The sequence below is a fragment of the Actinophytocola sp. genome, assembly GCF_009379765.1.
GTDB lineage: Bacteria > Actinomycetota > Actinomycetes > Mycobacteriales > Pseudonocardiaceae > Actinophytocola.
This window is the reverse complement of sequence record NZ_WHTD01000066.1, coordinates 24,153-40,748: the sequence shown is the minus strand read 5'-3', so window position 1 is coordinate 40,748 and position 16,596 is coordinate 24,153. Positions and strand designations below refer to the sequence as shown.

General features: G+C 71.9%; 20 protein-coding genes. 13 read left to right on the top strand and 7 right to left on the bottom strand.

The window, feature by feature from the left end; all coding sequences use genetic code 11:
- Positions 1-158: 158 nt before the first annotated feature.
- The 3 genes from GEV28_RS20835 to GEV28_RS20825 form a co-directional block, all read right to left on the bottom strand.
- The gene (locus GEV28_RS20835) at positions 159-995 is read right to left on the bottom strand and encodes a sulfite exporter TauE/SafE family protein (RefSeq protein ID WP_291413779.1); all 837 of its coding nucleotides are present in this window, start codon (positions 993-995) and stop codon (positions 159-161) included.
- 251 nt (positions 996-1,246) lie between these two features.
- On the bottom strand, positions 1,247-2,299 hold the full coding sequence (locus GEV28_RS20830; RefSeq protein WP_291413778.1) for a DUF2330 domain-containing protein: 1,053 nt from the start codon (positions 2,297-2,299) through the stop codon (positions 1,247-1,249).
- A gap of 86 nt (positions 2,300-2,385) precedes the next feature.
- Positions 2,386-3,255, bottom strand: coding sequence for a C39 family peptidase (locus GEV28_RS20825; protein ID WP_291413777.1), 870 nt, complete (start codon positions 3,253-3,255; stop codon positions 2,386-2,388).
- A 637-nt stretch (positions 3,256-3,892) separates the two neighbouring features.
- On the opposite strand from GEV28_RS20825, the gene GEV28_RS20820 reads away from it, so the two are divergent.
- Entirely contained in the window at positions 3,893-4,618 is a 726-nt protein-coding gene (locus GEV28_RS20820; protein WP_291413776.1) for a hypothetical protein, read from the top strand.
- 64 nt (positions 4,619-4,682) lie between these two features.
- Here the strand turns inward: GEV28_RS20820 and GEV28_RS20815 are convergent, their stop codons facing one another.
- The 3 genes from GEV28_RS20815 to GEV28_RS20805 form a co-directional block, all read right to left on the bottom strand.
- Positions 4,683-5,627 carry a hypothetical protein gene (locus tag GEV28_RS20815; RefSeq protein WP_291413775.1) on the bottom strand — a complete coding sequence of 315 codons (945 nt, stop codon included), beginning with the start codon at positions 5,625-5,627 and terminating at the stop codon, positions 4,683-4,685.
- The gene (locus GEV28_RS20810) at positions 5,617-6,159 is read right to left on the bottom strand and encodes a sigma-70 family RNA polymerase sigma factor (RefSeq protein ID WP_291413774.1); all 543 of its coding nucleotides are present in this window, start codon (positions 6,157-6,159) and stop codon (positions 5,617-5,619) included. The genes GEV28_RS20815 and GEV28_RS20810 overlap by 11 nt, the downstream gene beginning before the upstream one ends.
- Before the next feature lie 111 nt (positions 6,160-6,270).
- Complete coding sequence (locus GEV28_RS20805; RefSeq protein ID WP_291413773.1) at positions 6,271-7,548, bottom strand: PQQ-binding-like beta-propeller repeat protein; 1,278 nt, start codon at positions 7,546-7,548, stop codon at positions 6,271-6,273.
- Between the two features lie 129 nt (positions 7,549-7,677).
- Here GEV28_RS20805 and GEV28_RS20800 point away from each other — a divergent pair, with 129 nt between their 5' ends.
- The 3 genes from GEV28_RS20800 to GEV28_RS20790 all read left to right on the top strand — a co-directional run bounded on the left by GEV28_RS20800 (position 7,678) and on the right by GEV28_RS20790 (position 9,102).
- Positions 7,678-8,421, top strand: coding sequence for an ATP-binding cassette domain-containing protein (locus GEV28_RS20800; protein WP_291413772.1), 744 nt, complete (start codon positions 7,678-7,680; stop codon positions 8,419-8,421).
- A complete protein-coding gene (locus tag GEV28_RS20795; protein ID WP_367115142.1) occupies positions 8,418-8,522 on the top strand; it encodes a hypothetical protein in 105 nt (34 codons plus the stop codon). Before GEV28_RS20800 ends, GEV28_RS20795 begins: the two co-directional genes overlap by 4 nt.
- A 157-nt stretch (positions 8,523-8,679) precedes the next feature.
- On the top strand, positions 8,680-9,102 hold the full coding sequence (locus GEV28_RS20790; RefSeq protein ID WP_291413771.1) for a pyridoxamine 5'-phosphate oxidase family protein: 423 nt from the start codon (positions 8,680-8,682) through the stop codon (positions 9,100-9,102).
- 104 nt (positions 9,103-9,206) lie between these two features.
- Here the strand turns inward: GEV28_RS20790 and GEV28_RS20785 are convergent, their stop codons facing one another.
- Positions 9,207-9,713 carry a hypothetical protein gene (locus tag GEV28_RS20785; RefSeq protein WP_291413770.1) on the bottom strand — a complete coding sequence of 169 codons (507 nt, stop codon included), beginning with the start codon at positions 9,711-9,713 and terminating at the stop codon, positions 9,207-9,209.
- Between the two features lie 177 nt (positions 9,714-9,890).
- Here GEV28_RS20785 and GEV28_RS20780 point away from each other — a divergent pair, with 177 nt between their 5' ends.
- From GEV28_RS20780 to GEV28_RS20740, 9 genes are all read left to right on the top strand, one after another.
- Positions 9,891-10,109 (top strand): hypothetical protein, encoded by a 219-nt coding sequence (locus tag GEV28_RS20780; RefSeq protein WP_291413769.1) that lies wholly within the window; start codon positions 9,891-9,893, stop codon positions 10,107-10,109.
- A gap of 47 nt (positions 10,110-10,156) precedes the next feature.
- A complete protein-coding gene (locus GEV28_RS20775; RefSeq protein ID WP_291413768.1) occupies positions 10,157-10,480 on the top strand; it encodes a hypothetical protein in 324 nt (107 codons plus the stop codon).
- 7 nt (positions 10,481-10,487) lie between these two features.
- Positions 10,488-11,324: a patatin-like phospholipase family protein gene (locus GEV28_RS20770; protein ID WP_291413767.1), complete on the top strand. Its 837-nt coding sequence runs from the start codon at positions 10,488-10,490 to the stop codon at positions 11,322-11,324.
- Positions 11,321-11,761 carry a hypothetical protein gene (locus GEV28_RS20765; protein ID WP_291413766.1) on the top strand — a complete coding sequence of 147 codons (441 nt, stop codon included), beginning with the start codon at positions 11,321-11,323 and terminating at the stop codon, positions 11,759-11,761. The genes GEV28_RS20770 and GEV28_RS20765 overlap by 4 nt, the downstream gene beginning before the upstream one ends.
- A gap of 71 nt (positions 11,762-11,832) precedes the next feature.
- The gene (locus GEV28_RS20760) at positions 11,833-12,144 is read left to right on the top strand and encodes a dihydrofolate reductase family protein (protein WP_291413765.1); all 312 of its coding nucleotides are present in this window, start codon (positions 11,833-11,835) and stop codon (positions 12,142-12,144) included.
- Positions 12,141-13,385 (top strand): FAD-binding oxidoreductase, encoded by a 1,245-nt coding sequence (locus GEV28_RS20755; protein ID WP_291413764.1) that lies wholly within the window; start codon positions 12,141-12,143, stop codon positions 13,383-13,385. Before GEV28_RS20760 ends, GEV28_RS20755 begins: the two co-directional genes overlap by 4 nt.
- 416 nt (positions 13,386-13,801) lie before the next feature.
- Entirely contained in the window at positions 13,802-13,978 is a 177-nt protein-coding gene (locus tag GEV28_RS20750; RefSeq protein WP_291413763.1) for a hypothetical protein, read from the top strand.
- A gap of 176 nt (positions 13,979-14,154) precedes the next feature.
- Positions 14,155-14,946 (top strand): peptidoglycan-binding domain-containing protein, encoded by a 792-nt coding sequence (locus GEV28_RS20745; RefSeq protein WP_291413762.1) that lies wholly within the window; start codon positions 14,155-14,157, stop codon positions 14,944-14,946.
- A gap of 158 nt (positions 14,947-15,104) precedes the next feature.
- Positions 15,105-16,589: a discoidin domain-containing protein gene (locus GEV28_RS20740; protein ID WP_291413761.1), complete on the top strand. Its 1,485-nt coding sequence runs from the start codon at positions 15,105-15,107 to the stop codon at positions 16,587-16,589.
- Positions 16,590-16,596: the final 7 nt, after the last annotated feature.

The following is a 16,596-nucleotide window of genomic DNA, read 5'->3' as shown; positions in this document are numbered from 1 at the left end:
CGTGACCCTGAAACCTTTACGCCGCTGCGGCCAACAGCGGCCCCTGTCTGTGTTACGGCGTTGGAGAAAAGCCCAAGTACATCCAGTACGAGCGGCTTTCCTCCGCCTTAGGAACCACGTGGATCCACAGCGGACGCAAGGAACAGGATCACGCGACACTAGCGCACCAGCATCCACACCGCGCCGCCGAGCGCGGTGGCGACGATCAGGCTCTGGAGGACCGGGACGGGCAGGCGACCGACGACCTTGGTGCCGATCCAGCCGCCCGCCGCCGCGGGCACCGCGAGCAGCGCCACCAGGGTCCAGTCGACGAGTCCGGTCACCGCGAAGGCGACGCTCACCAGCAAGGCCATGCCCAGCAGCAGCACGTTGCGGGTGCGGAGGAGATCCCGCAGCGGCATGCCGGCGAAGCCCGGCGCCAGGCCGAGCACGGCCAGGGCGAGCGTGCCGGTGCCCACGCCGATGAGGCCGGCGTAGACGCCGCAGGCGAACGTCGCGGCCGGTGTGGTCGCCGGGCCGAGCGTGCGGCCGGTGCGGTGGATGAGGCGGCGCACCGGTTCCTGGGCGACGACGAGCGCCGCGGCCGGCAGCAGGCACCACGGGGCGGCGGCCTGGAAAGTGTTCGGCGGCGTGACCGTGAGGACCGCGACGCCGGCGACCGTGCCGACGCACCCGGCGACGAGCGGGCGCCAGCCGGGCGGATACCGCCGCGCCAGGCGGAACCCGCCGAGGAACGAGGCCGGCGTGACGAGTTGGCTCGTGGCGTGCGCGGTGAGCGCCGGCACGCCGGACGCGGTGAGCGCGAGGAAGGTGACCACCGCGCCGCCTCCGCCCGCGGTGTTGAAGAAACCGGTGACCAACGCGGCCGCCACCGGAACGGGATCGATGATCGCGGCGACCACGACGGCCGCCGCGACGAGGCCGGCCACGGGCGCCCATTTTCCGCTCACCCGGACCGGCGCGGTGACGGCCCGTACTATTTCGGTGGCGGCCATAGCCAACTCCCGGCCAATTCGAATTTCAGGTTGCGAGACAGCCGACGATACGCCGACGACCAGCCAAGACAATCACCCGACCAGGGATTGACAAACGGCGTGAACTAATACTGAAAGTAGCTCCCAGAAATGTGTCCCCCAGACAATTTCTCGACTTTCAGCATTTCATCTCCGCCCCGTCCCGACGATGTCCGGACAAGCGGATATTCGAACAGATGTTCGCCACCGTGTCAAGGCTTCGGATTGGTCCACTATGGACGCCGGGAGCGCCGCACGGCGGCGACCACGACCAGTGCCGACACCGCGAGGAGGCCGGCGCCCGCCAGGGCCCAGAGCACCACCTCGCCGGCCGGTGTCCCGGTGACGTAGCGGCTCTCGACGACGACCGCGCGGTAGGAGTCGTCGGTCGCGGCTCGGGTCAGGTGGATGTCGTCGGTGATGTGGTCCGGGCTGAACGTCGCGTCGAAGCGGGTGAGGAACCGTTGCCCGGTAACCATGTCGGCCAGGATCGGGTACCTCGCCACGTCGGCCGGGCGCAGCGGGCCGGCGTAGGTCAGCTCCGGTCCGCCGCCCTGCGGTGCCGGGTTGCTGGCGTCCATCCGGTGGTCGGCGAGCACGTAGAGGCGCAGCGGCTGGCCGTACTCGGCGGTGGCGGACAGGCGCATCGGGTACACCGGCTCGTCGGTGCCGAACGTCAGCCGCATGGGCGGCAGCCCCTCGGCGAAGGTCGTGCCCTCGGTCTCCGGGGTGAGCCGCACGGCGACGACCAGCCACCCCTCGGAAAGGTAGGGCGTCAGCGCGCCGGCGAGGTCGGCCGGGAGCGTGAAGTCGTTGTCCGCCAACCAGTCGGTGACCGCGGTCGAGTCCGCGCCGGCGAGCTGCGCGAGCTCGTAGGGGCCGACGTCGACGTGGTCGGTGACGGTCACGTGGTCGCCGTCGTTCGCGGCGCCGCCGGTGCCGTCCCCGTCGACGACGACATCGCGGTAGTCGACCCGCGGCCTGCTGATCCGGTCGAGCTCGCTGAACACCTCGGCGTCGGCGAGCTCGAACGCGGCCCGGCTGGGCACCGGCATGATGAACGCCGCCTCGGTGGCCTGCGTCCGGGTCGTGATGTTCAGCGTGACCGACTCGGTGGCGCCCGCGAGCTCGACGAGCGCGGTCTCCTGGGTGGCTTCGAGCCGCTCGTCGGCGAGGACGGCGCCGCACGCGCAGGCGCCGGCCACGCCCGGGCCGACGCCGACGAGGCCGAGCGCCACGACGGGGAGAACCAGGGCCCTGGCGAGCAGGCGGGGGGTGTTTCGCATGGCCGTCGGACGCGGCGGTCGCGCATGCCGGTTTCGTCCCGTGACCACATCGTCATGGTCACCGCCCCACCTGCCCGCGGCGGCGCCTACAGCAGCACGCCGGCGCGACCCAGGTCGTGGTCCCAGAACGCGGCGAGCACCGACGCCGACGTGTAGTAGATCCGGGCCTCCGACGCGGGATCCAGCACGAGGTACTGGCCGTTCTCGTACCCGGCGACGGTGAGGAAGTGCGCGACGTAGTTGCCGGACCAGGGCAGGTCGACCATGTTGCCCGCCATGATCACCGGGCGGCCGTTGCGCACGTGTTGCAGCGTGGCGTCGAGGTCACCGAACACGACGCGGGCCTGCACGCCGTTGCTGGCGAGCGCCACCCGGACGTCCTCCTCGTTCGTGCCGAACTGGTTGGGGTCCTGCCACGACGGGTCGTACCCCATCGCCGCGCGGGCGCTGTTGATCGCGTTCACCGGCTGGGCCGGGTTCCACGACCTGGGCGTGACGCCGGCCGCGAGCAGCGCGGTGACCACGCTCGTCGGGCCGCAGTCCTCGCGTTGGTTGGGCTGGCCCTGGAACTGGGAGACCGGCACGTAGTGACCGGTCTCCCCGCCATCGCAGTCGGGCACGCCGGGGATGCGGTAGTCGTAGCCGGTGGCCATGTACGCGTCGGCGAGGTAGCCGCCCAGCGCGGGCACGTAGTCCCAGAGGTCACTGGTGAAGCCCCGGGTGTTGGTGACCGGCTGGCCCGCCTCCTGGCAGGAGATGTCCACGGCCCGGCCGTCCCAGACCAGGCCGAGCGAGGTACTCGCCGAGGTCGCCGCGGCGCGGACGTTGAGGCCGTCCCCGTCGGTGTTGCCGACGGTCCCGGGCGCGGCGGACGCGATGGCGGCGCCGCCGACGAGCAAGGCGGCGACGACGGGAACGACGACCATGGGGACGACGAGTAATCGGTGACGTAGCACCACGAACTCCTTACGGTCAGTGATTGTGCGATGTCGGAGTAAGTGTCGCTGACATAGTCCGAGTTCGCATTATCCGAAAGCAAAGTTTCTCCGCGGGTCCGACCTGGAGGGCGCGCTTGCGGGTGCGGAGCGTTGGACTCGCGGGTCCTGGGCGTTGGACTCGCGGGCCCTGGGCGTTGGACTCGCGGGTCCTGAAGGTTGGACTCGCGGGCCCTGGGCGTTGGACTCGCGGGTCCTGAAGGTTGGACTCGCGGGTCCTGGGCGTTGGACTCGCGGGTCCTGAAGGTTGGACTCGCGGGTCCTGGGCGTTGGACTCGCGGGGTGCGGTGGGTGCGCCTGCGGGAAACGCCGCCCACGGACCGGCCGGTGGCCTGAATTGACCGCGCCCACCACGCGCATCGTGTCGGCCCGGTCATTGCTCTCCGGAAATGCGGCTGGTAAGCCCCGAGCTGATTTCCGGGATTTTCAAATCACGCAGCGTGAGAGCCGGCGCGTGGCATCACTCTTCTGCCGGACTGTGGTTGATCTCCTTGCGGGGTCACACTTATGTCGCGGTACGCGCACATGGAGGAATGCCCCGGTGGGTCTGCGAACAACGCCCTCCCGTCACGACACGACGGCGCAGCACTTCCTTTCCGTGGCAGCCGATCTCATCGACGCATATCTGCAGGCAGAGCCGATCCATCCGGACCAGTCGCACCGCTTGCGCCACGTGCGCTTTCCCGCGGCACTGGAATGGCTGCACACCGAGGACGTGATCCGGCTGGCCCCGTCCTGGGCCGGGGAGGCCGCGAGCCGCCGGGCGTTCTTCAGCCGGTGGCCCACCAGAGCGGACTTCCTGCCGGACGCGGTGGTCTACACGCTGCTCCGGGAGCAGGACGACGACCCGCACGGGCCTGCCGTACTCGGGCCGTCGGTTCCCGTGTCACGGCTGGTGATCGGCGTCGCGGACGAGCTGCTGGCCGACCTCGTCCGGCATCCGCGCAGCTATCTCGTCCTGCACCTCGGCCCGCTGCTGCCGAGGCACCCGCAGCTGTCCGGCGTCCTGCTGCCGGGCTCGCGGGCGGCCACCAGCGTGTGGCTGGGCATCTACCGGCGGCTCGCGCACGGGCTCGACCTCGTGATGCGTCCGGAGTGGACGTTCAAGCGCATGTCGACCGTGCTGCAGGCGATGCTGGACGGTTTCGTGCTCCGGCACCGCGTACAGCCCGACGACCAGGCGGCGGCGCGCTGGAAGGGCGCGAGCCTCCTCGCCGACGCGATCATCGCGTTCCTGCTCGGCGCCGTCGACTGGGACCTCACCGGGCAGCCGGGCCGGACCGCGCTCGACCTGCTGACCAGGCCGCAGCCCAGGCTGCGCTGAGCGCGCGAGGCGGCCGGACGGCCCGGCGCTCGGCGCTCGGCCAGGGCATCCGGCGGGGCGGAGATCAGTCGAGCATGCGGGACGGGGCCTCGCCCAGACCCGGTGCCACGCCGTGGCTCACCGCCGAGGTCGGGGAGCCCAGGTAGGCGCCCTCGCCGTCGAAGACGACCGTCAGGAGCTCGCCCTCGTGGTTGGGCAGGCTGTAGCCGGTGCCGCGCTCGCCCACCAGGTTGGCGGTGTTCTCCTTCACCTGGATGCCCGACATCGACGCGACCACCTGCTTCAGCGCCGCCGACAGCTCCGCCGGCTGGCCGTTGCCGTCCAGCACGCCGCGCAGGTGGTTCAGCTCCAGGTAGGTCAGGTTCTCGTCGCTGAGCGTGCCGGCGGAGGGGGCGAAGTCCCCGCCGGGGCCGGTGCGCTCCTTCTCCTCCGCGACCGCCTCGGTCCACAGCTGCTGCTTGATCACCGCCGGGTCGTGCGACGCGTTCGCCAGGAACTCGAGCGTCGGGTTGAACCAGGCGCCCGGCTCGGTGCACGACGCGTCGGACGGCTTGGTTGCCGGGTAGCACTCACCACCGGCCGGGGCCTCGACCCGGTCCTCGCTCGGGACGACCCGACCGTCCTCTATGGACCGGCCGCCGACGGCCTTCTGCTGCCAGGCGCCGGTGCGGTCCTGCGGCTGCCACAGCTGGGTCTCGACGATCACGCCGTTGGTACCGGTGCTGGTCAGCGACAGGGAGTAGTAGACCTCGCCCGGCTTCAGCCCGTCCGGGCCGGCCGCGGCGGTGATGGGCGTGGGCGCCGAGGAGTCGCCCGGGGCGAGCGCCAACGCCGCGCCGCCGATCCCGACGACGGCGACCACCGCCGCGGCGACCGGGACGAGCCAGCGGCGCCGAGCGGGGGCCGCGGTGACCTGGCCGGTGCCGAGCCGCGGCATGGGCGAGGCGGGCACGTCGGAAGCCTTGGCGCGCAGCGCGGTGGTGAGGGTGTCCTCCAGGTCAGCGCTCATCGGAGATGTCCTTCATCTTGCGTCGGAGGGTGGCGAGGGCGCGGTGGGCGGAGGACTTCACCGTGCCGACCGAGATGCCGATGGTGGCCGCCGTCTCGGCCTCCGACAGCTCGCAGTAGTAACGGAGCACGATCACCTCGCGCTGCCGGGTGGGCAGGAGGTCGACATGGCCGAGCAGCTCGCGGTGCTGTTCGGCGACCAGCAGCGGGCGGTCGGCGGGAGGCATGTCCGCACCCGGCCTGGCCTGCGCCAGGAACCGGTTGACCGTCCGGAGCCTGCGCAGCCGGGACCGGGACCGGTTGAGGACCGCCTTGCGCAGGTAGGCGACGAAGTGCTCGTAGTCCTCGACGTTCGGCCGCAGGCGCCAGACCGCCTCGTAGCAGTCCTGCACGATGTCCGGCGCGGTGTCGGCGTCGTTGACCAGCAACGCAGCCAGCCGCACAAGCGGCATCCACTGGCGTTCGAGCAGCGCCTCGAGCGGCGGCGCGCCGGCGTTGACCGGCGTCGGCCGGTAGTTCACCTCGGCGACCATCCCGCTCCCATCGGCGCTCGAGGCCCGGCCTGTTGTCGTCTCTGCGGTTGACCCATACCTGGAACACGCCGTCGGGTTCGAAAGGTTCCGCCGGCCCGATCGTGACCTACGTCACTTCGTGGCCGGGTAAGCCACGATGCCGCTCCGGTCGAGCCGGAGGCCGAACCCCCGCACGACGCGGGTCGGGACGATCTCCTGGTCGACCGCCTCGTCCTCGCCGGTCCGCGCGTCGAGGACGACACCGCGGTCCTCGACGCTCCCGTAGACCGCACCGTTGCGGGCGGCGTGGACCTCCGGCGCGATGCGGTTGGCCGACTCGTCCGGCAGCTGCCACAGTAGCTTCCCCGAGCGCACGTCATAGCCCGCGGCGACGGCCTCGTCGAGGCCGTCGATGCCGGCGCAGACGATGGTGTCCCGGCCGTCGGCGTGGCAGTTGTCGAACGGGCTCTCCTGGAGCCGTCGGGTGAGGTCGAGCAGGACCTTTCCGGTCGCCACGGCCACGACGAGGCTGTCCCGCGAGCCCGTGTGCACGAAGTACAGGTCCGGGCCCACGGCGTGACCGTCGTCGACGCCGCCGTCGTTCACCTGTTCCGGCGCGACCCAGACGTCCCGGCCGTCCACAGCGGACCGGCCGACGAGCGTGTGGTCGTTGCGGAACCCGACCGGCTCGACCCGCGCCGCTCCGACGACGCCGCCGGCGAGCGCGAACGACCACAGGTCGGGCTGCTGCCACCGGACGTCGCCGGTCCCGGCGTCGAGGACCGCGGTGAAGCCGGCCACCTCGTCGATGTCGTCGGGCTGGCTGAGCTGCACCGGCGACACCACGACGTGCTCCTCGTCCGCGCCGACGACGCCGACCCGGCCGATGCGGACGCCTTCGGGGAGGTCTGCGATGTCCGTGGCCCACACGACCTCGCCGGTGGCCGCGTCGATCCGCGCGACCCGCAGGAGCTCCCTGTCCTGGGTCGTGCCGGAGCCGGGCTCGGTCACGTGGAAGGTCGCGTGGAGGAACGCGCGGCCGCCGGCCCGGACGAGCACGGGCGTGGTCGGGTTGGGCGCGCCCTGTCCGGCCGCGGTCCACAGGGACTCACCGGTGGCGAGGTCGCGTGCCTCGAGGTTCGGCCCGAGCACGAAATACACCACGCCGTCATCGACGAGATAGGGGAACTCGGAATCCCGCGGGTCGTCCGGAAATGCCTCACCGAAATCCACGACGGTCACCCCGTCCGGCGAGAACGCCATCGGCGGATCGAATTCCGGAACCGCCGGGGCCGCCGATGTCCGTGGTTTCGGTGGCGGACTCTCCCGTGCGGCCGGACCGGCGGTGCAGGCGACGGCCATGCAGGTGACCAGAACCGCCGCGGTGATGATGTTGCGCCCTCGCTGCATGAACCCTCCAGCGCGCCACGTGGTGGAGCGGAACATCCTCAGCGTACGACTTTCGGCGTACCACACGGGCGGACCCAGTCAGGCTCGAGGCAGACGACAGCGGCGGCGCCCGTTCCTAGTGTCGGTCCCATGATTGACATCACCGGGCTCACCAAGAAATTCGGCCGCACGAACGCGGTGGACGACCTCTCCTTCACCGTTCGCCCCGGCCACGTCACCGACTTTCTCGGGCCCACCGGCGCCGGCAAGTCCACCACCACGCGCGTGCTCCTCGGGCTCTCCCGCCCCACCGCTGGGACGGCCACCATCGACGGGCGGCGCTACGTCGACCTCGCGGATCCGCTGCGGCGGGTCGGCGCGTTGCTCGAGGCCCCACCGATCCACAAAGGACGGACCGCCGACCGGCACCTGCTCTCGGTGGCGCAGACGCACGGGCTGGCGAGGTCGCGAGTGGACGAGGTGCTCGGGCTCGTCGGGCTCGACCCGGACGGCGTGCTCTGGCTGCGCACGCTCCTCCGGGACCTCGCCGCCGAGGGCCGGACGGTGCTGGTCTCCAGCCACCTCATGAGCGAGATGGCGCTCACCGCACAACATCTGGTGATCATCGGCCGGGGCCGGCTGCTGGCCGACACCTCCGTCGACGACCTGATCGCCCGGGTCGGCGTCGACCAGGTGCTGGTCCGCGCCCGGGAGGCGGCCGCGCTCCGCGACCTCCTCGTGCGGCACGGCGCCACGGTCACCAGCGACGAGCCGGGGGCGCTCCTCGTCGGCGGGCTCGGTGTCGAGACGATCAGCGGGCTTGCCGGCGAGCACCGGCTGGTGCTGCGAACAAGGAGATCGGGCAACGGATCGTCGTCTCGGAGCCCACCGTGAAGGTCCACGTGGGACGGATCCTCACCAAGCTCGGCCTCCGCGACCGCGCCCAGGTGATCGTCTTCGCATACGAGAACGGCATCGTCCGCCCCGGCGAGTGAAGGTCGACTTACGGTGCGGGAGTCACGAATATGCCGCCAGGTTCCGGAGTTCGTGATCAGGGTCCTTCGACCCTGGTTTCCCCTGCGCTCCAGCCGGTAGACCATCGATCACCACGCGGCCTACGGTGCCGTGCCAGGGCGGCAGGGGACGACGTTGATGATCGCGACTCGCGTCACGGAGCTCGGCAAGCGCGAATGCTGGGCTCTGCTGGAGAACAGCGAGATCGGCCGGCTGAGCTACACCGAGTCGGCCATGCCCGTGGTGCGGGCCGTGCCGTTCGAGGTCGACGGGTCGGGGATCGTGGTGGCGTTGCGCGCGTCGACGGTGCGGGCGGGGGCCTTCGGGCGGCCGACGATCGTGGCGTTCGAGGCCGGTGAGTGGGCGCGCGGCCGGTATCGCGGCTGGTCGGTGCGGCTCGTCGGCCGGGCGCTGGCGGTGCCCGACCACCGCCCCGCCAGGACGTCCTGGACGGACGGCGAGCCGTCGCTGTACGTGCGGGTGAGCGCGGACGTGCTGGCCGGCGAGCGGGTCGGCCCCGCCAACGACGCCCACCCGCTGCCCCGGCCCCGCGGCGGCTGACCCTGGTGGCTGTCCCGTGGTGCGCAGGGTGATCGCGACCGGCGTGACCGGTGCCTGGAAGACGACGCTCGCGCGCGTGCTCGCCGGCCGGCTGGGGTTGCCGTTCACCGAGCTCGACCAGCTTGCCTACGAGCCGGGCTGGGGTCGAGCGGGTCGGCTACGCCGCGGACGTCGAACGCCTCGTCGCCGGGGACCGCTGGATCGTCGACTCCTACGGCGCGCCCGGAATCCGTGACCTCCTGCGGACACGCGCGGACACGGTCGGCTGGCTGGACTACCCGCGCGGGACCGGCACCCGCCGGGCGCTGGTGCGGTCGCTGCGCCGAAGTCTGCGCCGGGGACAGGCTCGACTCGTCGAGCGCCACGACCGCGAAGAACAGCGGCAGCCGGGCGAGGAGGAACACGGCGGCCACGCGTGGCGCCCGGTCGCGCCGCCGCTCGAGATACTCCAGCCCGAACAGCGCCGCGATGCCGGCGCAGAACCCGACCGTCCTCAGTGGCCGGTACTCGCCGAGCCCGGCGACCACGTAGTAGAGCCCGGCGAGCAGCACGATCGCGTAGACCGCGCCCGACACCCAGGGCACGATCCGCGCCGGTCGCACGGTCGCCATTGGATGAGACTACGACGACCCCGGCGCCCCAGCGGTTCTTCTGGCCGGAGGACACGTGCCCTTCGGCCGGGACCTGCCGTGACCCGACCGCGGCTTTGGCCGGGCGGCACTACCGGCGGAGCCGCCGCCGTTCCTACCGTTCGTGGATCAGAACCCTTATCCCCCAAGGAGTTTCGCATGGACACACCAACTCTGACCCGGCTCGGCATGTGGTCCGGGGTTCTTGCCGGCCTGCTCATCGCGGCGCCCGCGATGGTCGAGGCGGTCACCGGGGAGACCGCGCCGACCAGCTTCCTCCTCGGCCTGTCCCCCGCGCCGGCGATCCCGGTGCTCGTCGTGCTCCACCTGCGGCAGAGCCGGGCGACCGACGGTTCGGCGCGGTCGCGTACCCGCTGAACGTCGTCGGCCTCGGGCTGTTCGGCGGCGCCGCGTTCACGCTGAACATGACGCTGTTCTACCTCGACGAGCCCGTCGTCGAGGAGCTCTTGCAAGGCCCGACCATGTTCGCGTTGCTTGGCAGCGCGGCGGTCTTCGCCACCGGAGCGGTGCTGTTCGGGATCACGATGGTGCGGGCCCGGGTGCACCCGCGGGTCCCGGCGGTGGCCTACATCGTGGCGCTGCCGGCGCTCGCCGTCGCCGCACGGCTGCCGGACACCGTGCTCACCAGCGGCCTGCACGTGGTTGCCGGCGCGACGCTGGTGTGGCTGTCGGTGTCGCTCGTGCCGGCGCCCGCGCGGGCCACCGTGGCGGCGGCGTCCCGGGCATGATGGGCGGATGACGCAGCGCGCACTCGTCCTCGGCAGTGGCGGCATCACCGGGATCGCCTGGGAATGGGGCATGTTGGCCGGACTCACCGCGGCCGGGGTGGACCTCACCGACGCCGACCTGGTCGTGGGCACGTCCGCCGGGTCGGTGGTCGGCACCCAGGTCGCGGCCGGCCTGGACGTGACGCGGCGGTACGAGTCCCAGCTGGAGCCGCCGGACGGCGGCACCGGGGCGACGATCGGTACCGGGGTGCTGCTGCGCTACGGGCTCGCGATGGTCGGGCCCCGTGCCCAGGTGGCGGCCCGCATCGGGCGCTACGCCGCACGCGCCCGCACCGGGACGTCGGCGGAGGACCGGGTCTCGGTGATCGAGGCGCTGCTGCCGGTGCGGGAGTGGCCCGACCGCGCACTGCGGATCACCGCGGTCGACGTCGCAACCGGCGAGTTCCGCGTCTTCGACCGCGACTCGGGCATCCCTTTGGTCCGCGCAGTCGCGGCGAGCTGCGCGGTGCCGGGGGTGTGGCCGCCGGTCCCCATCGACGGCCGGCGCTACATGGACGGCGGCGTCCGCTCGGGCGCGAACGCCGATCTCGCCGCCGGGTACGAGCGGGTGGTGGTGATCGCGCCGCTGACCCGCGGCCTCGGGACATTCCCGGACAGCGAGGTCGAGGCGCTGCGGTCGGAGTCCCGGGTGGAGCTGGTGACGCCGGACGCCGCCGCGCTGAAGGCGTTCGGCCGCAACGTGCTCGACCCGGCGAAGCGTGCCGACGCCGCGCGGGCGGGCCTGGCCCAGTCCGCCGCCGTCGTCGACCAGGTCCGCGCCGTCTGGACGGACCCGATGCCGTGAACGACGCGCAGCAGGACGAGGAACCCGTGCAGCCGGCCGCGTTTCCCACCGCGGCCCGGGTGGCCATCGGACTGGTCCTGGGCGGCCTCACGTTGACCGCGATCGGCCTGCTGGTGCTCCCCAGCCTGATGTTCCCCGAGGACCGGCCCGCTGGTAGGACGGTGGTGGCCACGGACAGCACGGCCCAAGAAATCGCCGAAGACCTGGACTTCTCGATGAGCGACCAGAAGATCGCCGACACGGTCGCCTTCACGGGCTCGACGGTCGTCGAGCTGAGTCGGGAACCCGGCAGGACGACCGTTCTTGTCGCGATCATCCCCTACGTCACCGAACCGACCACCCCCACGTGCTACCAGTTCGTGCTGACCGCGGACGACGGCGGTGCGGTGACCCATGAGAAGACCGGCGGGTGCCCGGTCTCCCCTTCTCAGCGATGAGCGTCCTACGTACCGATCCCGCGGGCCCGGTCCAGGGTCGGAGACATCGACTTCGGCTACAGGAGGCCACCATGGGGATCGTGGGAGTCGCCCTCTCGATGTCGCTCGACGGTCTCATCACCGGCCCGGACCCCGGTGAGACGCAACCACCCGGCGCGCTGTTCGCGCGCGACAGGAACGTCCACCTCATGGGCGGCGCGAGCACCGTGGACCAGGCGCCGCGGCTCGGTCTGGTGGACGAGCTCAACCTCCACATCGAGCCGGTGCTGCCCGGCGCCGGCGCCCGGCTGCTCGCCGACATCGGCGGCCCCGTCACCCTCGAGCGGACCAGCGTGGGCGAGGGGCCGCGATCCACCCACGTGCGGTACCGCGTGCCGCGATGATCGGGCTGACGGGCGAGGTGCTCGAACCCGGTATGCCCGGCTACGACGCGGCCCGCAAGCCGGCCATGGCGCGGTTCCACCACATCCGGCCGCGGGCGGTGGTCCGCTGTGCGTCCACTGAGGACGTCGTGCGGACGCTCGACATCGCGCGCAGGGAAGGCATCCACGTGGTGCCGCGCGGCGGCGGGCACTGCTTCGCGGGCCGGTCCTCCACCGAGGGGATCGTGCTCGACCTCTCGCCGCTGCGCTCGGTCTCGGTGTCGGCCGGCGTCGCGACGATCGGTGCGGGCGCCACGCTCAGCGACGTGTACGACGAGCTGGCGCCGCACGGCCTGACGCTGCCGGCCGGCTGCGGCGCGACCGTCGGGATCGCCGGCCTCACGCTCGGCGGCGGGCTGGGCATCCTCGGCCGCCGGTACGGCCTCACGTGCGACCGGCTGCGCGCGGCGCGGGTCGTGCTGGCCGACGGCCGGGTCGTCGACTGCGCCGCCGACCGCGAGCCGGAGCTGTTCTGGGCGCTGCGCGGCGCGGGCGGCGGGCAGTTCGGCGTGGTGACGTCGCTGGTGTTCGACCCGGTGCCGGCACCGGACGCGACCCGGTTCGAGCTGATCTGGCCGCGCGCCGACGCGGCGGCGGTCGTCGCGGCCTGGCAGGAGTGGGCACCCGACGCGCCGGACGGGCTGAGCGCGAACCTGAAGATCACGGCCACCGAGGTCGTCGCGTTCGGTGCGATGCTCGGCACCGAGTCCGCCGTACCACTCCCGCCGCCGGCGACCGAGCGCATGGCGCGGATGCCCTACGGCGAGCTCAAGCGCTCGCTCGCCACGCTCGGCTCGGCCGAGCCCGCCGAACCCGGGCCCGTGGTCAGCAAGTCGGAGTTCTTCCGCCGCCCGCTGCCGGCGCGGGCCATCGCGTCGCTGCTGGCGTCCTCCGGCGAGGACGTGGAGCTCAACTTCACGCCGATGGGCGGCGCCTACAACCGGGTGCCGGCGCGGGAGTCCGCGTTCGTCCACCGCACGGAGCGGTTCCTGCTGGAGCACGCCGGGCTCGACGCGGCCCGGGTGCGCCGGTCGTGGGCGACCGTGCACCCGTGGGGTTCGGGCCGCGTCTACCCGAACTTCCCCGACCCGGACCTCACCGACTGGGCGCGGGCCTACCACGGCGACAACCACTCCCGGCTGGCCCGGGTGAAGCACGCCTACGACCCGAGGCGGCTGTTCCGCTTCCCCCAGTCACTCTGACGGGCGCTCGTCGGTCGAGTCCACATGGGCCGATCGCCGCCAGGCGGTGTGGCTGCTGCCCTCGGCCTCCGGGTCGGGGCGGCCGCCGACCAGCTCCACGGTCTCCTCGGTTCAGCATGCCGGTATCGGGGTCGAGGATGTGCAGATGCCGCTGCGGCCGTCCCCAGTGGACGGTGTCGGTGCTGACCGCGAGTCCTTTCCGGCCCAGTGGGTCGGCGACGGGGCCGCGCGGCACGATGTCGGGTTTGGTGGACAGCACCCGCAGCAACGCGCTCTGCAGTGCCGGGGCGACGACCTGGTTCGACCACACCTGACGCACGGCGCCGAACCACTCGAACGTTCCCCAGCCATGGTGGTTCGCGGCGAGCACCCGGTCGAGCCCGTCCGGGTCGGCGGGTAGTCCGGCCCTGGCCGTGGTGCCGCTGGCCCCGGCGCGGCGCCCGGACCGGGTCTCCTCGATCCGGCCGGAGCCGTCGGTGGCGATCCAGAGCTCGCGCTCGGTCAGGTCGACCCGGCTGTCGACATGGGTGAGGGCGCCGTCCCGGCCGAGCATGCTCCTCGAGGAGCGGTACCGGCCGCTGGTGCGGACGTAGTCGTAGCGCTTGCGCTCGGGCAACGCGGGCCGGCCTGCGGCGCGCCGGGCCAGCCGTAGCAACAACTCTCTCGCTTCGGACATCGCCGTCGAGCCCGAAAGGGCAGCGGTGCGCGCCCGATGGTCGGTCTGCCTCATCGTGGTGGCGCGCGGGCCGGCGGGGTGAGGGTGGTCGTCATGAGCGATGGGGTGCTACGCCGCGGGTCGACCGGCGACGAGGTGGTCGAGCTGCAGACCTGCTTGCAGCAGCTGAGCTTCTACCCCAGCACGATCGACGGCGACTTCGGACCGGGCACCGAGCAGGCCGTCGTCGACTACCGGCAGTGGCGCGGCCTCGACTACGGCGTGGAGGCCGACGAGCAGCTGCGCGAGACCCTGACCACGGACGCGGAGCAGCACGCGGCCGGCGGCTACCACCACGACGGCTACGGCGACGGGACCGAGGAACCCGAGCCGGTCGCCGCCGCGGCCGAGGACCCGAACGACGCCGCCCGGCAGGCCGCGATCTCCCACGCGTGGGCCGAGATCGGCCTGGTGCGGGCGAAGGAGTCCGGCGGCGCCGATGAGACGGGCCGGCAGACCCGGGTCGGCTGGGAGCGGCTGACCGAGTACTTCGACGTCGCCGCGCCGGGCATCTGGTCGCCGGACGTGGTCAAGTACGTCAAGCCGGGGCTGCCGTCGTGGTGCGGGATCTTCACGCTGTGGGCGCTGAAGACGGGCGGCGCGAGCGTGGGCAACTGGGGCATGGGCACGGGGATCCCGGGCATCAAGCGGGTGAAGGACCCGAAGCCGGGCGACATCGGCTACATGGAGCAGAACCAGCACTACTGCCTGATCCGCGAGGTCGCCGGCGACACCGTCTACAGCATCGACGGCAACACGGTGGGCGACAACACCGGCGGCGGAGAGGTCAACGACCGCACCCGCTCCCGCGGCGACTACGCGGGTTTCTTCACCGTCTTCGCCTAGGCCAGCAATCATCGACCTGGCTGGGTGGCGTGACTTGCGGAATTGAGTAAGTCGGGAAGTTGCGTAAACAAGGTTGAAAATTTACGTAGTCTTGCCAGCATCTGTCCGCTCTGCCATGCTCGAAAAACCTGGCAACGTTGCTTGGTTGAAGGGCAGACATGCGAACCCTGCAAAGCATTGTCGGCCTTCTGACCCTGCTGCTCGTCGTCGGCACTGTTCCCGTGCCCGCGTCGAGTGCGGAGGTGCAGGCGGTTCCGGCTGACGTCCATCTCTTCTACTACCCGTGGTACGGAAGTCCCTCGGTCAACGGCTCCTACCGGCACTGGCAACAGGGCGACCACACGCCGCCGGAGGACATCGGGGCCGACTTCTATCCCACGCTCGGCGCCTACGACTCCGGCGACACCGCGGCGATCGACCAGCACATGGCGTGGGTGCAGCGCTCCGGCGCGGGCACGATCGTCACCAGCTGGTGGGGCCAAGGGTCCTATGAGGACAACCTGGTGCCGAGCATCCTCGAGTCCGCGGCCCGGCACGGCATCAAGGTCGCCTGGCACCTGGAGCCCTACGGCGGGCGCACCGCCGCCTCCACCGTCGCGGACATCGACTACATCAACTCCCGATACGGTTCCAGTCCGGCGTTCTACCGGGATGCCGCGCACGGCAACAGATCCGCGTTCTACGTCTTCGAGAGCCTGCGGATCACCGACTGGACCGCGCTGGAGCAGGTGGCGAGCACGAGCATCGTGCTCGCGCAGACCACCGACACCAGCAAGGTCGCGCACTTCGGCGGCATGTACACCTACGACGGCATCGCCGGCGCCACCGCGCCCGGCTGGAAGAACGCCTCGGACTTCTGCAAGGCCAACGGGCTGGTCTGGGCGCCGTCGGTGGCGCCGGGCTACCTCGACGACCGCGCGGTCCCCGGCAACACCACGCCTACCGTCGACCGCGACAACGGCGCCGCCTACGACCGGCAGTGGAACAACGCGCTCGACCCGGCCACCGGCGGCGCGCCGACCTGGGTGTCGGTGACCTCGTTCAACGAGTGGCACGAGGGCTCGGTGATCGAGCCTGCCAGGTCCGGCCCGCCCGGCGGCCACGGCTACCTGACCTTCGAGGGCGCCTACGGCCAGACCGGCGCCGCCGCCGAGACCGCCTACCTGGACCGCACCCGCTACTGGGTCGACCGGTTCACCGGCGGCACCGTCCCGCCGGCCGACCCGGACCTGGCCCGCGGCCGGCCGATCACCGCCAGCAGCAATGTCGGCGGCTACCCGGCCACGGCGGCGAACGACGGAAACCCGAGCAGCTACTGGGAAAGCGCGAACCACGCGTTCCCGCAGTCGATCACCGTCGACCTCGGTGCGCCGGCCGAGGTGGGCAGGCTCGTGCTGTCGCTGCCGGGCGCGTGGGGCGCACGCACCCAGACGCTGTCCGTGCTCGCGAGCACCGACGGCTCGTCGTACACGACGGTGGCCGGCCCGTCCGGGTACCGCTTCGATCCCGCGGCGCAGAACACCGTGACGGTCCCGGTCACGGCGGGATCGCGCCGCTATCTCCGGCTGGTCCTCACCGCGAACACCGGGTGGCCCGCCGGCCAGGTCGCCGAAGTTCAGGCATACCGAACAAGTGTCCCGTGATCCTGGC